The sequence below is a fragment of the Candidatus Binatia bacterium genome (assembly GCA_023150935.1).
Lineage (GTDB): Bacteria > Desulfobacterota > Binatia > HRBIN30 > HRBIN30 > JAKLJW01.
The window spans coordinates 1-14,780 of sequence record JAKLJW010000064.1 but is presented as its reverse complement, the minus strand read 5'-3'; the positions used below and the strand labels follow the sequence as shown (position 1 = coordinate 14,780).

Below are 14,780 nucleotides of genomic sequence, written 5' to 3'. Positions count from 1 at the left end.
TCGTCCCCACGTTCGCGTGCGGCTTCTTGCGCTCGAACTTCTGTTTCGCCATGGCTCAGTCCTCCCCGGTCATCCACGTTGCCCGGCGGCTCAGGCACCGACGGCCTTGGCCGCGATCTCCTCGGAAATCGTCTGAGGTACGGGTTCGTAATGTGCGAACTGCATCGTGTAAGTCGCGCGTCCCTGGGTCATCGAGCGCAGATCCGTGGCGTAGCCGAACATCTCCGCCAGCGGGACCTGGGCACCGATCACCTGCGCGCCGCCGCGCGCTTCCATGCCCTGGATGCGGCCGCGGCGGCCGCTCAGGTCGCCAATGACGTCGCCCATGAAGTCCTCCGGCACCACGACTTCCACCGCCATGATCGGCTCGAGGATCACCGGGGCCGCTTTGGCGGCACCCTCTTTAAGCGCCATCGAGCCGGCGATCTTGAAGGCGATCTCCGACGAGTCCACCTCGTGATAGGAGCCGTCCAGCAGGGTAGCCCTGACGTCCACCATCGGGTAACCGGCCAGCGGCCCGGTTTCCATGGCGTCGTGGGCTCCACGTTCGACTGCCGGAATGTACTCTCGCGGGACCACTCCGCCCTTGGTTGCGTCGACGAACTCGAAGCCACCGCCGGGCGGCAGGGGTTCGACACGCAGGACCACGTGCCCGTACTGGCCGCGCCCACCGGTCTGGCGAACGAACTTCGCTTCCCGTTCGACGGCTTTGCGGACCGTTTCCTTGTACGCGACCTGCGGTTTGCCGACGTTGGCGTCGACCTTGAACTCCCGCAACAGGCGGTCGACGATGATCTCCAGGTGGAGTTCGCCCATGCCGGATATGATCGTCTGGCCGGTTTCCCGGTCGGTTGCGACGCGGAACGAGGGGTCCTCGGTAGCCAGCTTCTGCAACGAGGTCCCAAGCTTTTCCTGATCGGCCTTGGTTTTCGGCTCGATGGCAATCGATATGACCGGGGCCGGGAACTCGATCGACTCCAGAACCACCGGTCGGTTCTCCTCGCAAAGCGTGTCGCCGGTCGTCGTGGCTCGCAGGCCCACCGCGGCACAGATGTCGCCGGCGAGGACTTCCTTGATATCCTCGCGCTTGTTGGCGTGCATCTTGAGTAGGCGGCCGATCCGCTCCTTCTTGCCCTTGGTCGAATTGTAAACGTAGGACCCCGACTCCAGTTGGCCCGAGTAGACGCGAAGGAACGTCAACGAGCCGACAAAGGGGTCGGTCATGATCTTGAACGCCAGCGCCGAAAAAGGAGCGCTGTCATCGGCCGTCCGCACCTCTGTCTTCTCGGTGTTGGGATTGACGCCCTCGACCGCGGCGACATCGGTGGGAGCGGGGAGGAAATCGACGACGGCGTCGAGCAGGGGCTGCACGCCTTTGTTCTTGAACGCCGAGCCGCACAGAACCGGCACTATTTTCAGCTCCAGCGTTGCGCGCCGCAGCGCCGCGCGAAGTTCGGCCTCGCTGATCTCCCTGCCCTCGAGATACTTCTCGAGCACCGCCTCGTCGCCCTCGGCCGCCGCTTCCACGAGGCGCTCCCGGGCAGCAGCCGCGGCCGCCTGTAACTCGCCGGGGATCGGGTCCGTCCGGAATCGTGCGCCGAGGCTTTCGTCGTCCCAGAGAAACGCCTTCATGCTGACCAGATCGACGATCCCCCGGAAGTGTTCCTCGACGCCGATCGGCAGTTGCATCGGCACGGGGTTGGCCTTCAGCCGGTCGCGGATCATCGCAACCCCGCGGTCGAAGTCGGCACCGATGCGATCCATCTTGTTAATGAAAGCAATCCGCGGAACGCCGTACTTGTCCGCCTGGCGCCACACCGTTTCCGACTGCGGTTCGACACCGCCCACCGAACAGAACACCGCGACCGCCCCGTCAAGGACGCGCAGCGACCGCTCGACCTCGATGGTAAAGTCGACGTGCCCGGGGGTATCGATGATGTTGACGCGGTGATCGCGCCAGACGCAGGTCGTCGCGGCGGACGTGATGGTAATCCCGCGTTCCTGCTCTTGCACCATCCAGTCCATGGTGGCCGTGCCCTCATGGACCTCCCCGATCTTATAGTTAATGCCGGTGTAGTATAGAATGCGCTCGGTCGTCGTCGTCTTCCCGGCATCGATGTGAGCCATGATGCCGATGTTTCGAGTCCGCTCGAGCGGGACTGTGCGTGCCATAACGCTTGAGGCGGGATGTCCGGCGGCAGGCCGCCGACTCCCTACGCCACTCCATGACTACCACCGATAATGGGCGAACGCCTTGTTAGCGTCGGCCATACGGTGGGTGTCCTCCTTCTTCTTCATCGCTGCGCCGCGTCCGTTAGCGGCATCCAGTAGTTCTCCGGCCAAACGGTCGGCCATCGACTTCTCGCCCCGCTGCCGGGCGTGTTGTACGATCCAGCGCATCGCCAATGACATGCGGCGATTGGGCCGGACCTCGACCGGCACCTGGTACGTCGCCCCACCGACACGGCGCGAGCGCACTTCGACGACGGGCCGAACGTTGTCGAGGGCGCGCTTGAAGACCGCAAGCGGATCTTCCTTCGCGCGTTCCCCGATCACGTCGAGCGAGCGGTACAGTATGCGCTCCGCGAGGCTCTTCTTCCCACGATTCATCATTGCGTTGATGAACTTGGTGACCGTTCGGTCATGGAACTTGGGGTCGGGCAAGACTTCCCGACGCCGCACCTCGCCTTTGCGCGGCATGTTCTACTCGTCCTTCTTCCCGCTCACTTGGGGCGCTTGGCCCCGTATTTTGAACGACCCTGACGGCGGTCCTGGACGCCAATGGAGTCCAGGGTTCCACGAACGACGTGATAGCGGACGCCGGGCAGGTCCTTCACGCGTCCGCCGCGAATCAGCACGACCGAGTGTTCCTGAAGGTTATGGCCGATACCGGGAATGTAGGTCGTGACCTCGATGCCGTTGGTCAAGCGCACGCGAGCGACCTTGCGCAGCGCCGAGTTCGGTTTCTTCGGCGTTTGCGTGTAGACCCGCGTACACACTCCCCGCTTCTGCGGGGAGCTTTGCAGGGCGGGCGCGGTCAGTCGCCTGCGCTGCTTGGCGCGGCCCTGCTTCACAAGTTGGTTAATGGTCGGCATGCGGCCACCGGGAATCGATCTGCGTCGCTGAAGTCAAAGCGTTTCTTTTATTGAAAACGCTGATTAGTGTCAAGCTCATCCCTCTATCGCCTCCGCCACATGTGGCACCGGCCCCTCTTCCCCCGCCCCCTCGTCCCCCTCGACCTGAATTTCCATCCGCCCGTAGGTGGCCACGCCGGTGCCGGCGGGAATCAGTCGACCCATGATGACGTTCTCTTTCAGGCCCACCAGGTGGTCCACCTTGCCATTGATGGCGGCTTCGGTGAGCACTTTGGTCGTCTCCTGGAAAGATGCCGCGGAGATAAAGCTGTCCGTGGACAAGCTGGCCTTGGTAATACCCAGCAGCAGCGGCTCCGCGATCGCGGGTTCGCCCGTACCGGTGATGACCCGCTGGTTCTCTTCCTCGAAGCGCCATTTCTCCACCTGGTCGCCGACGAGGAAATCCGTGTCGCCCACGTCCTTGATCCGCACGCGGCGTAGCATCTGGCGAACGATGACCTCGATGTGCTTGTCGTTGATGCGCACACCCTGCAACCGGTAGATTTCCTGGATCTCGTCGACCAGGTACTTGGCGAGCGCCTTATCACCCAGGATCGTCAGGATATCGTGCGGGTTGGACGACCCGTCCATGAGTGCTTCGCCAGCCCGGACGTGGTCGCCTTCGTGAACGCTTATGTGTTTTCCCTTCGGGATCAGGTATTCGCGCGGCTCGCCAACCTCCGGGGTGACGACAACCTTCCGTTTGCCCTTCGTGTCCTTCCCGAAGGACACCGTGCCGTCGATCTCGCTGATGACCGCGTATTCCTTCGGCTTGCGAGCCTCGAAGAGTTCCGCCACGCGGGGCAATCCACCGGTGATGTCCTTGGTCTTGGTTGTTTCGCGCGGGATCTTCGTGATCACGTCGCCGGCGGAAACCATCTGACCCTCGGTAACGTTGATGTGCGCGCCGACAGGCAGGAGGTAGCGCGCCGCGGCTTCGGAGCCGGGCAGCTTGAGAGTGCGGTTCTCGGCATCCTTAATCGATACGCGGGGACGCTTGTCGAGGTCCTTGCAATCGATGATGACCTTGGTCGATAGACCGGTGCGCTCGTCTACCTTCTCTTCCATCGTGGTGCCTTCGACAATATCGCCGAATTTCACCACGCCGGACACTTCGGTGAGCATCGGGATGGTGTAGGGGTCCCACTCCGCGATCAGCTCGTTGACCTTGACTCGGGCACCGTCCTTCTTCTTGAGTTTGGCTCCATACACGATCTGGTAGCGCTCGCGCTCGCGCTCGCGGCCGCCGTCGGCGGCCTCGACTACCGCGACTTCGCCGTTGCGGTTCATGACCACGAGATCGCCGTCCTTGTTGGTGACGGTAGTCAGGTTGATGAAGCGCAGGATCCCGTCGTGGCGGACCTCCAACGTGGTCTGTTCGGCGCGGCGGCTCGCGGTCCCGCCGATGTGGAAGGTCCGCATCGTCAACTGGGTCCCGGGCTCGCCGATCGACTGCGCCGCGATGACCCCGATGGCTTCGCCGAGGTTGACCATGTGACCGCGGGCGAGGTCGCGGCCGTAGCAGCGAATGCAGACGCCCTGCCGGGACTGACAGGTGAGCACGGATCGGATCTTCACCCGCTGGAGGCCAGCTTCCTCGATGCGCTTGACGCGATCCTCGTCGATTTCCTCGTTCGCCTCGACCAGGACTTCGTCTGCGCGACCGACGTCGTGGATATCCTCCAGCGCGACCCGACCCAGAACCCGATCGCCAAGGCCCTCAATCACCTCTCCACCTTCGACGAGCGGTGTCATTTCGATCCCGTCGATAGTGCCGCAGTCCTCCTCCGTAATGATGGAGTCCTGCGCCACGTCAACCAGTCGCCGCGTGAGATAACCGGAGTTAGCCGTCTTGAGGGCGGTGTCGGCGAGGCCCTTGCGGGCACCGTGCGTGGAGATGAAGTACTGGAGTACGGTCAGTCCCTCGCGGAAGTTGGCGGTGATGGGCGTTTCGATGATTTCGCCCGAGGGTTTGGCCATGAGGCCGCGCATTCCGGCGAGCTGGCGGATTTGCTGTGCGCTGCCGCGCGCGCCGGAATCGGCCATCATGAAAATGGGGTTGAAGCTCGCCGCCTGGTGCTCCTCGCCCTTCTCGTCGCGGACGGTTTCGGTCTGCAATTCGCGCATCATCGCATCGGCGATGCGGTCGGTTACTTCGGCCCAGATGTCGACGACCTTGTTGTAGCGCTCGCCGTCGGTGATGAGGCCCTGGTTGTACTGCTCCTCGATTTCCTTGACGTTGCCGTAGGCCTCATCTAGCAGCTTCGCTTTGTGAGCGGGGATAACCATGTCCTTGATGGCTATGGAAATGCCGGCCCGCGTGGCGAAATCGTATCCCAGATCCTTGAGCTTGTCGGCGAAGATGACGGTCGCCTTGTTGCCCGAGAAGCGATAGGCGATGTCGATGAGTGCGCCCAGCTCCTTCTTCTTCATCACCCGGTTGACTTGCTCGAAGGTAATCTCGGGCGGCACGATCTCGTAGAGCAGCACCCGGCCGACGGTGGTGTCGACCATCTTGCCGTCGATGCGGACCCTGACGGGGGCCTGCAGATCTACCTCGCCCTGGTCATAGGCGACCCGAACCTCGCCGAAGCCGGAAAAGCGCCTCCCGGCACCGAGGGCGCCTGGTCGCTCGCGGGTCATGTAGTAGAGGCCGAGGACTATGTCCTGCGTCGGCACGATGATCGGCTTGCCATTGGCGGGCGACAGGATGTTGTTCGTCGACATCATCAGCGCCCGCGCTTCGACCTGGGCTTCCACGGAGAGCGGTACGTGCACGGCCATCTGGTCGCCGTCGAAATCGGCGTTGTACGCGGCGCAGACAAGGGGGTGCAATTGGATCGCCTTACCTTCGATCAGGATCGGCTCGAAGGCCTGAATGCCCAGCCGGTGCAGTGTCGGGGCGCGGTTGAGTAGGACGGGGTGCTCGCGGATGACTTCATCGAGGATGTCCCAGACCTCGGGGCGTTCTTTCTCGACCATCTTCTTGGCGCTCTTGATGGTCGTCACCAGACCGCGCTCTTCGAGCTTGTTGTAAATGAACGGCTTGAAGAGCTCGAGGGCCATCTTTTTCGGCAGACCGCATTGGTGCAGGCGGAGTTCCGGTCCGACGACGATGACGGACCGACCCGAATAGTCGACGCGCTTGCCGAGCAGGTTCTGGCGGAAGCGCCCACTCTTTCCCTTGAGCATGTCGGACAAGGACTTGAGCGGCCGCTTGTTGGGGCCGGTAATGGCCCGCCCGCGCCGCCCGTTGTCGAACAACGCGTCGACCGCCTCCTGGAGCATTCGCTTCTCGTTACGGACGATGATGTCGGGTGCGCTCAGCTCCATGAGCCGCTTCAGTCGGTTGTTCCTGTTGATGACGCGGCGGTAGAGGTCGTTGAGGTCTGAAGTGGCAAAGCGTCCGCCATCGAGCGGGACCAGGGGGCGCAGGTCGGGCGGGATGACGGGAATGGCCTCGAGGATCATCCACTCGGGACGATTGCCGGAGGAGCGGAACGCCGTCACGACCTTGAGGCGCTTGGCCATCTTCTTGCGCTTCGCCTCGCTCGTGGCCTCGCGCATCTCGGTACGGAGCTGCTGGCCGAGCTCGTCCAGCTCGATATCCTTGAGCAGCGTTCGGATCGCTTCCGCGCCCATCTCGGCCCGGAAAGCGTCGCCGAACTCCTCGCGAGCCTTACGGTAGCGCGACTCGCTCATCAGTTCCTTGGCGGTGAGCGGGGTCTTGCCCGGATCGATCACGATATAGGACTCGAAGTACAGGACCTTCTCCAGCTCCTTCAGAGTCATATCGAGCAACGTGCCTATGCGGCTGGGGAGGCTTTTCAGGAACCAGATGTGCGCCACCGGCGTCGCGAGATCGATGTGGCCCATCCGTTCGCGCCGGACCTTGGATTGAATGACCTCGACACCGCATTTCTCGCACACCACCCCGCGATGGCGCATGCGCTTGTACTTGCCGCAATTGCACTCGTAGTCCTTGGTAGGGCCGAAGATCTTCGCGCAGAACAAACCGTCGCGTTCCGGCTTGAACGTACGGTAGTTGATGGTCTCAGGCTTTCTCACCTCACCGTGGGACCACGATCGGATCTTGTCGGGTGAAGCGAGCGAGACGCGCAGGGCGTTGAAACTGAGCGGGTTCTTCGGCTTCTCGAATAACGTGAATAGGTCTTCCATGCGTCCTCCGAAACCGGCGCGTCACGATTGCGCCGACCCCCCGGTCGGCTTCTCTTCGAGCAGCTCGACGTCGAGCGCAAGGCTTTGCAGTTCCTTCATCATGACGTTGAAAGACTCGGGCAGGCCGGGCTCGAGAACGTTCTCGCCCTTGACGATAGCTTCGTACATGCGGGTGCGACCGGCAACGTCATCGGACTTCACCGTGAGCATCTCCTGCAGGGTGTATGCGGCGCCGTAGGCTTCGAGCGCCCACACTTCCATTTCGCCAAGCCGTTGCCCACCGAACTGCGCCTTGCCGCCGAGCGGTTGTTGGGTGACCAGCGAGTATGGCCCCGTAGATCGAGCGTGGATCTTATCGTCGACGAGATGGTGCAGCTTCATGATGTACATGATTCCGACCGTGACCGGCTGTGCAAACAGCTCGCCCGTGCGGCCGTCGCGCAATCGGGCCTGGCCGGTGACCGGCAGTCCGGCCTTCTTGAGGAGGCCGAAGATCTCTGTCTCCCCGACACCGTCGAAAACCGGGGAGGCAACATGGATGCCGCGGGCGGCCTTGTGCGCCAGGCGCTCGAGGTCATCCGCCTTCAACTCCTTTATGAACTCCGAAAAGTCCTTGCCATAGACGTCGGCAAGTTGGCTGCGCAGCGCATCGGCATCTTCGGCACGCCGTTGCGCGAGCTGCGCGCCGAGTTCCCGCGCCGCCCACCCCAGGTGGGTTTCGAGGATCTGACCGACATTCATGCGCGACGGCACCCCGAGCGGGTTGAGAACGATGTCGACCGGAGCACCCGTATCCAAATACGGCATGTCCTCTTCCGGCAGGATCCGCGACAGGACGCCCTTATTACCGTGACGTCCGGCCATCTTGTCGCCCACCTGCAGGCGACGTTTGATGGCCACGAAAACCTTGACCATCTTGATGACGCCCGGAGGCAGTTCATCGCCACCCTTGAGGCGCTCGATCTTTTCCTGGAACACCATGCGAATCAGCGAGAACTGTTCCTGCATGGCCTCGACGACGATACGCAGTTCCTCCTCGATCTTCTCGTTGCCGATCTTGATCTCGCCCCACAGTGCCGGAGCAAGGGCATCGATATCGGCCCCCGTTATCTCCTGCCCCTTCTGGAGGAGTACGGCGCGGGCATCATTGGTCAGGCGCGTGCTAGCGGTCTTGCCGGCGAGCAGGCGCTTAACCTTCTTGATCGTGGAGTCGCGAATGATGCGCTGCTCGTCCTCCTGGTCCTTCTTGAGCTTGTTGACTTCTTCGTCCTCGATCAATCGGCTGCGTTCGTCTTTCGAGACGCCCTTACGGGAGAACACCCGCGCGCTGATCACGGTGCCTTCCACTCCCGGGGGGACCTTCAACGAAGTGTCGCGCACCTCGCCGGCCTTTTCCCCGAAGATGGCCCTAAGCAGTTTCTCCTCGGGCGACAGTTGCGTCTCGCCCTTCGGCGTAATCTTGCCGACCAGGATATCGCCGGGGCGCACCTCCGCACCGATGCGGATTATTCCGCTATCGTCAAGGTCCTTGAGGGCCTCCTCGCCGACGTTCGGGATGTCGCGCGTGATCTCCTCCGGACCGAGCTTGGTGTCTCGCGCCACGCACTCAAACTCCTCGATGTGCACCGAGGTGAAGTAATCGTCCTTCACCACGCGCTCGCTGATGAGAATCGAGTCTTCGAAGTTGTAGCCACCCCAGGGCATGAAGGCGACGAGTACGTTGCGCCCGAGGGCGAGTTCGCCCATGTCGGTGGAGGGGCCATCGGCCAGCACCTCGCCGGCTTCCACGTGTTCCCCGGCAACCACGATGGGTCGCTGATTGATGCAGGTGTTTTGATTGGAACGCTGGTACTTGGTCAGGTTGTATATATCGATCCCGGCGTCGCGCCCCGAATCGCTGGGCTTGTCCGCCTTGACCACAACGCGGGTGGCATCGACGCTCTCGACGGTACCGGCGCGCCGGGCAAGGACGGTAACTCCGGAATCGCGGGCGACAACGCCTTCCATCCCCGTTCCGACCAGTGGCGCTTCGGTGCGCAGCAGCGGCACCGCCTGCCGCTGCATGTTGGACCCCATCAGCGCGCGGTTGGCGTCGTCATTCTCGAGGAAGGGGATCAAGGAGGCGGCGACGCTGACGAGCTGGTTGGGCGACACGTCCATGAACTGGACCTCGTCGGGCCGGACCATAGAGAACTCGCCGCCGAGACGGGCGGATACCAGATCGTTGACGAAGTGACCCCGCGCATCCAGCGGGGCGTTGGCCTGCGCGATAACGTGCTCCTCTTCCTCGAGCGCGGACAGGTAACGGATGCGGTCCGTAACCCGTCCTCCCTCGACTTCGCGGTATGGGGTTTCGACGAAGCCGAACTCGTTCACGCGCGCGTACGTCGACAGCGAGGCGATCAGGCCAATGTTCGGACCCTCGGGCGTTTCGATCGGGCAAACCCGGCCGTAATGCGTCGGATGCACGTCGCGGACTTCGAACCCGGCGCGCTCGCGCGTCAGGCCACCCGGGCCCAGTGCCGACAGGCGGCGTTTGTGCGTAATCTCCGACAGGGGATTGGTCTGGTCCATGAACTGGGACAGTTGACTGGACCCAAAGAACTCCTTGATGACCGCCGACACCGGTTTGTAGTTGATGAGTTCCTGGGGCATGAGCGTCTCGATATCTTGCAGGCTCATGCGTTCCTTGATCGCGCGCTCCATGCGCACGAGGCCGATGCGGTACTGATTTTCGACCAACTCGCCGACGGCGCGAACGCGACGATTGCCCAGGTGGTCGATGTCGTCGATCACTCCGATGCCGTTCTTGAGATCGATGAGGTGTCGGACTACCTCGAGGATGTCCTGGGCCCGCAGCGTCCCCTGCTCCAACGGCACCTGGATACGAAGTTTGTGGTTCAACTTCAGTCGGCCGACGCGCGACAGATCGTAACGTTCGGCGTTGAAAAAGAGGTTGTTGAAGTGATCCCGCGCGGTCTTCTCCGTTGGTGGATCCCCGGGACGCAGGCGCTTGTATATCTCCATGATCGCCTGTTCCGGGCTGCTGCAACCGTCGTTGGTCAGGGTTTCCCGCAGAGCCTTGCCGCTGTGTTGTTCGTCGAGCAGCAGCACCTCGACCCCGGCTATGCCGCGCTCGCGCAGACGGTCCAGAGTGTCGGCGGACATTTCGTGATTGCACTCGAGGAGCACCTCGCCGGTGGCCGGGTCCACGACATCGTGAGCTGCCACCCGACCGACGATCTCTTCGAGGGTGATCGGAATTTCCTTGACGCCAGCCGCTTCGAGCTGCTTGAGGGCGCCTTTCGTGACCTTGCGTCCCTCTTTGACGATCAGATCGTTGTTCGGGCCGCGGATGTCGCGCGTCGCCTTGGCATTCAACAGGTGTTCGGGTTTGAAGACCTTGGCAAGGCGCTTCTGGTCGATGAGGATGGTATCGGTCTTGTAGTAGTAATTGAGGAGATCTTCGGTCGACATCCCGAGGGCGCGCAGCAGCACCGTAGCGTGGAACTTGCGCCTGCGGTCGATCCGCACATAGAGGATGTCGCGCGGGTCGAACTCGAAGTCGATCCACGAACCCCGATAGGGGATGATGCGCGCCGAATAGAGGAGTTTTCCGCTGGCGTGGGTCTTGCCCTTATCGTGATCGAAGAACACCCCGGGCGACCTATGCAATTGGCTGACGATCACGCGCTCGGTGCCGTTTATCATGAAGGTGCCGTTGACCGTCATCAGCGGGATCTCGCCGAAATAGACCTCCTGCTCCTTCACGTTCTTGATCGACGTGGCCCCCGTTTCGGGATCCTTGTCCCACAGAACGAGCTGCACGGTCACCTTGAGCGGGGCGGCGAAGGTCATGCCGCGTTCGTGGCATTCCTCCACCAAGTATTTCGGATCGCCCAGTCCGTACCCGACGAATTCCAGCGATGCCGTGTCGTTGAAGTCCTTGATGGGAAAAACGGACTTGAACACGCCCTGCAACCCGGTATCGGTCCGGTCTCCCGGAGCAACCGCGTGCTGAAGGAACTCCTCGTAGGAGCGTTTCTGGATTTCTATGAGATTCGGTATCTCGATGATCTTCTTGATCCGACCGAAGCTCCGCCGCAACCGCAGATTATTCGCTACCCGCGCACCCATGGTGACTCCTCAGGCTCCGCGCCCCGCGATTACTTCAGCTCGACCGTGCCGCCCGCCTCCTCGATCTTCTTCTTCATCTCTTCGGCCTGCGCCTTCGGGACCGCCTCCTTCACCGGCTTGGGAGCCCCGTCCACAAGATCCTTGGCCTCCTTGAGTCCGAGCCCGGTGAGCTCGCGGACCACTTTGATCACCTGGATCTTCTTGTCACCGGCGCCCGTCAACATCACCGTGAACTCGTCCTTTTCGGGCGCAGCGGCGGCAGCCGGCCCGGCCGCCGCCGCCGGCCCGGCCGCGATTACCGGAGCTGCGGCACTGACGCCGAGTTCCTCCTCGAGTTCCTTCACCAGGGCCGCCGCGTCGAGCAGCGACATGTGCTTGATGAAGTCCTTCACCTGGTCACGGGTCACGTTCATTTCCGACATGAGAGTCTCCTCCTTAAGAAAGACAAACGGTCAGTCTTGCTTCTCCAAGCGATCCCGCACCTGGCCTAGTAGCCGTGCCAGACGGGCACCGGGTTCCTGTACAGTCCGCAGTAACCGGGCAGCCGGCGCCTGCACCAAGGCCAACAGCGTGGCAAGCAGAACCTCACGGCTCGGGAGCTTGGCGAGGTCGGCCACGGCGGGGCCAGCCAGCAGACGCCCTTCGAGGACACCGCCGGCAATCGAAAGCTTGTCGTTTTGCTCCGCGAAGCGGACCAGCACCTTGGCAACCGCCACTGGATCGTCGTAACCAAACACGAGTCCGGTGGGGCCGGTGAGCAGTTCGTCGAGAATGGCGTACGCGGTGTCCTTCAGGGCGCGCCGCGCCAAGGTGTTCTTGGCGATTTTCAACTCGCCTCCGGCTTGTCGCAGGGCACGACGCAGCTCCTGGGTCTTGGCCACCGTCAGGCCGGTCGAGCTTGCCACCAGGGTCACCGAGGCCCGCTCGAAGCGCGCCTGGAGTTCGGCAACGGATGCGGCTTTTCCTTCACGATTCACGATCGTCTCCTCAGGCCGCCGCGGCACGCAGCGCAACGGCATCCACCTTGACACCGGCGCCCATGGTCGAAGACACGGCGATCGTTTGCAGGTAGTTACCCTTCGCCGCGGCAGGCTTGGCCCGCACGAGCCCATGAATCACGGCCTGGGCGTTGCCGACCAGTTTCTCCACACCGAACGACACCTTGCCGATCGGCACGTGCACGATGCCAGCCTTCTCGACCCGAAACTCCACCTTCCCGCCTTTGAGATCGGCCACCGCCTTACCGACGTCGAAGGTCACCGTTCCGACCTTGGGATTCGGCATGAGGCCGCGCGGGCCGAGGATCTTTCCGATACGACCCACCAATCCCATCATGTCGGGAGTGGCGACCGCCTTGTCGAACTCGAGCCATCCCTCGGAAATCTTCTTAATCAGGTCTTCGCCGCCGACGTGGTCGGCGCCCGCATCAGAGGCCTCGCGCTCCTTCTCCCCCTTGGCGAACACGAGCACGCGCACCGTCTTTCCGGTGCCATGGGGCAACTGCACCGTCCCCCGGACGTTTTGATCCGCCTGGCGCGGATCGACACCGAGCCTGACCGCCATCTCGACGGTTTCGTCGAACTTCGCCGTGGCGGTCTTGACGGCGAGTTGCAGCGCTTCTTCGAGAGCGTACCGGCGGTTGCGATCAACCTGCTCGCGCACCGCGCGAAGGCGTTTCCCGTGCTTTGGCATACTACACCTCGTTCAGTCGACAACGTCGAGGCCCATGCTGCGTGCAGCCCCCTCGACCGTGCGCATCGCAGCTTCGATCGAGCCCGCGGTGAGATCCTGCAGCTTGAGCTGCGCGATCTCGCGCACCTGCGCCCTGGTCACTTTGCCGACTTTCTTCTTGTTGGGCTCGCCCGATCCCTTCTCGATACCGGCCGCACGCTTAAGGAGCACCGCCGCGGGCGGCGTCTTGGTGACGAAGGTAAACGAGCGGTCAGCATAGACCGTAATGATCACCGGGATGATCAGCCCGGCCTGCGCCTGCGTCTGCGCGTTGAAGGACTTGCAAAACTCCATGATATTCACGCCGCGCTGACCGAGTGCGGGACCTACGGGAGGGCTCGGGTTGGCCTGCCCGGCCGGAATCTGCAGCTTCACCTCGGCAATAACCTTTTTCACGAATCCTGCTCCTTACACCGCGTGCAATCCCGGGTCGTCGTGCGCTACGCCTTCTCCACCTGGACGAAGTCGAGCTCGACAGGGGTGGCGCGGCCGAAGATACTGATGAGAACGCGAAGCTTACCCTTGTCGGCCTTGACCTCCTCCACAACGCCGTTGAAGTCCGCAAACGGCCCGTCGATCACCTTAACGCTCTCGCCGGTTTCGAACAGCACCTTGGGCTTCGGGCGGGCCGCCCCTTCGGCCATCTGGTTCGTGATCTCCCGCACTTCCGCCTCAGATATCGGCGACGGATGGGTGGCGTCGCCCACGAACCCGGTCACCTTGGGGGTCGACTTGACGAGGTGCCAGGTCTCGTCGTTGAGGTCCATGTTCACCAGCATGTAGCCGGGAAAGAACTTCCGGGAGGACGTCTTCTTGCGCCCTTTCACCAGCTCGACGACTTTCTCCGCCGGAACAAGAATATCCCCGAAATGCTCTTGCATCCCGAGGGTTCTGATCCGCTCTTCGAGGGCGGCTTTCGCCTTGTGCTCGAAGCCGGAGTACGTATGGACGACGTACCACTCCTTGGGCATCGTATCTCAACTCAGAATGGCCTGAACGAACCGAGAGATAACCAAGTCCACGACCCCGAGAAAGACCGCCACGATAAACGTCACCACCAGCACCACGACGGTGGCTGCGTAGGTCTCCTTGCGGCCCGGCCAGTGCACCTTGCGGAGCTCCGCCCACACCTCGGAAACGAAGGAACTGGCGCGAAGCGCCGCATCCCGAATATTTCCCGTCTGTTCCTGCAGTGCCATAGTCACCAGCCGTCTACGTCCTTCCGTCGGGATAACGGGTCAGGCAGGGCTCGAACCTGCAACCCCCGGATTTGGAGTCCGGTGCTCTGCCAATTAGAGCTACTGACCCAAGGCCGCCGGTCGCCCGGAGGTTTCAGGGTCCGTGCCGATTTCGTCTCGCGCTCTACACCTTCGATTCTTTGTGGGCCGTATGTGTCCGACAGGACGGGCAGAACTTCCGCCGTGCCAGCTTCTCGGTCGTCGTCTTCTTGTTCTTCGTGGTCGTATAGTTCCGGCGTTTGCATTGTTCGCACTGAAACGAAATGAGGTCCCGCATCTGCGCCCCCTTACTCGATGATCTTAGCGACGACGCCGGCACCGACCGTGCGTCCGCCCTCGCGAATCGCAAACCGCAGCCCCT

The 14,780-nt window shown here is 62.5% G+C and carries 13 protein-coding genes and 1 tRNA gene; all 14 read right to left on the bottom strand.

What is annotated here, in order from left to right; translation table 11 throughout:
* Positions 1–90 precede the first annotated feature (90 nt).
* Positions 91–2,172 (bottom strand): elongation factor G, encoded by a 2,082-nt coding sequence (gene fusA, locus L6Q96_22075; protein ID MCK6557237.1) that lies wholly within the window; start codon positions 2,170–2,172, stop codon positions 91–93.
* Between the two features lie 57 nt (positions 2,173–2,229).
* On the bottom strand, positions 2,230–2,700 hold the full coding sequence (gene rpsG, locus L6Q96_22070; GenBank protein MCK6557236.1) for a 30S ribosomal protein S7: 471 nt from the start codon (positions 2,698–2,700) through the stop codon (positions 2,230–2,232).
* A gap of 23 nt (positions 2,701–2,723) precedes the next feature.
* On the bottom strand, positions 2,724–3,095 hold the full coding sequence (gene rpsL / locus L6Q96_22065; GenBank protein MCK6557235.1) for a 30S ribosomal protein S12: 372 nt from the start codon (positions 3,093–3,095) through the stop codon (positions 2,724–2,726).
* Positions 3,096–3,170: 75 nt separating this feature from the next.
* The gene (gene rpoC / locus L6Q96_22060; protein ID MCK6557234.1) at positions 3,171–7,313 is read right to left on the bottom strand and encodes a DNA-directed RNA polymerase subunit beta'; all 4,143 of its coding nucleotides are present in this window, start codon (positions 7,311–7,313) and stop codon (positions 3,171–3,173) included.
* Positions 7,314–7,334: 21 nt separating this feature from the next.
* Positions 7,335–11,450: a DNA-directed RNA polymerase subunit beta gene (gene rpoB / locus L6Q96_22055; GenBank protein MCK6557233.1), complete on the bottom strand. Its 4,116-nt coding sequence runs from the start codon at positions 11,448–11,450 to the stop codon at positions 7,335–7,337.
* Positions 11,451–11,479: 29 nt separating this feature from the next.
* Positions 11,480–11,863 (bottom strand): 50S ribosomal protein L7/L12, encoded by a 384-nt coding sequence (gene rplL / locus L6Q96_22050; GenBank protein MCK6557232.1) that lies wholly within the window; start codon positions 11,861–11,863, stop codon positions 11,480–11,482.
* 39 nt (positions 11,864–11,902) lie between these two features.
* On the bottom strand, positions 11,903–12,427 hold the full coding sequence (rplJ, locus tag L6Q96_22045; GenBank protein MCK6557231.1) for a 50S ribosomal protein L10: 525 nt from the start codon (positions 12,425–12,427) through the stop codon (positions 11,903–11,905).
* A 10-nt stretch (positions 12,428–12,437) separates the two neighbouring features.
* Entirely contained in the window at positions 12,438–13,142 is a 705-nt protein-coding gene (gene rplA / locus L6Q96_22040) for a 50S ribosomal protein L1 (GenBank protein ID MCK6557230.1), read from the bottom strand.
* A 12-nt stretch (positions 13,143–13,154) separates the two neighbouring features.
* Complete coding sequence (rplK, locus tag L6Q96_22035) at positions 13,155–13,556, bottom strand: 50S ribosomal protein L11 (GenBank protein MCK6557229.1); 402 nt, start codon at positions 13,554–13,556, stop codon at positions 13,155–13,157.
* A 65-nt stretch (positions 13,557–13,621) separates the two neighbouring features.
* Entirely contained in the window at positions 13,622–14,152 is a 531-nt protein-coding gene (gene nusG / locus L6Q96_22030) for a transcription termination/antitermination protein NusG (protein ID MCK6557228.1), read from the bottom strand.
* Positions 14,153–14,158: 6 nt separating this feature from the next.
* A complete protein-coding gene (gene secE, locus L6Q96_22025) occupies positions 14,159–14,380 on the bottom strand; it encodes a preprotein translocase subunit SecE (protein ID MCK6557227.1) in 222 nt (73 codons plus the stop codon).
* A gap of 35 nt (positions 14,381–14,415) precedes the next feature.
* Positions 14,416–14,489 (bottom strand) — tRNA-Trp (locus L6Q96_22020).
* Positions 14,490–14,543: 54 nt separating this feature from the next.
* Complete coding sequence (gene rpmG / locus L6Q96_22015; GenBank protein ID MCK6557226.1) at positions 14,544–14,696, bottom strand: 50S ribosomal protein L33; 153 nt, start codon at positions 14,694–14,696, stop codon at positions 14,544–14,546.
* Positions 14,697–14,706: 10 nt separating this feature from the next.
* The coding region (locus tag L6Q96_22010; GenBank protein ID MCK6557225.1) for an elongation factor Tu at positions 14,707–14,780 on the bottom strand (74 nt) is incomplete at its 5' end.

Excerpts from the sequence above, each read along its gene's own strand:
- fusA (MCK6557237.1), bottom strand. The coding sequence starts at position 2,172 with ATGGCACGCACAGTCCCGCTCGAGCGGACTCGAAACATCGGCATCATG.
- rpsG (MCK6557236.1), bottom strand. The coding sequence starts at position 2,700 with ATGCCGCGCAAAGGCGAGGTGCGGCGTCGGGAAGTCTTGCCCGACCCC.
- rpsL (MCK6557235.1), bottom strand. The coding sequence starts at position 3,095 with ATGCCGACCATTAACCAACTTGTGAAGCAGGGCCGCGCCAAGCAGCGC.
- rpoC (MCK6557234.1), bottom strand. The coding sequence starts at position 7,313 with ATGGAAGACCTATTCACGTTATTCGAGAAGCCGAAGAACCCGCTCAGT.
- rpoB (MCK6557233.1), bottom strand. The coding sequence starts at position 11,450 with ATGGGTGCGCGGGTAGCGAATAATCTGCGGTTGCGGCGGAGCTTCGGT.
- rplL (MCK6557232.1), bottom strand. The coding sequence starts at position 11,863 with ATGAACGTGACCCGTGACCAGGTGAAGGACTTCATCAAGCACATGTCG.
- rplA (MCK6557230.1), bottom strand. The coding sequence starts at position 13,142 with ATGCCAAAGCACGGGAAACGCCTTCGCGCGGTGCGCGAGCAGGTTGAT.
- nusG (MCK6557228.1), bottom strand. The coding sequence starts at position 14,152 with ATGCCCAAGGAGTGGTACGTCGTCCATACGTACTCCGGCTTCGAGCAC.
- secE (MCK6557227.1), bottom strand. The coding sequence starts at position 14,380 with ATGGCACTGCAGGAACAGACGGGAAATATTCGGGATGCGGCGCTTCGC.
- rpmG (MCK6557226.1), bottom strand. The coding sequence starts at position 14,696 with ATGCGGGACCTCATTTCGTTTCAGTGCGAACAATGCAAACGCCGGAAC.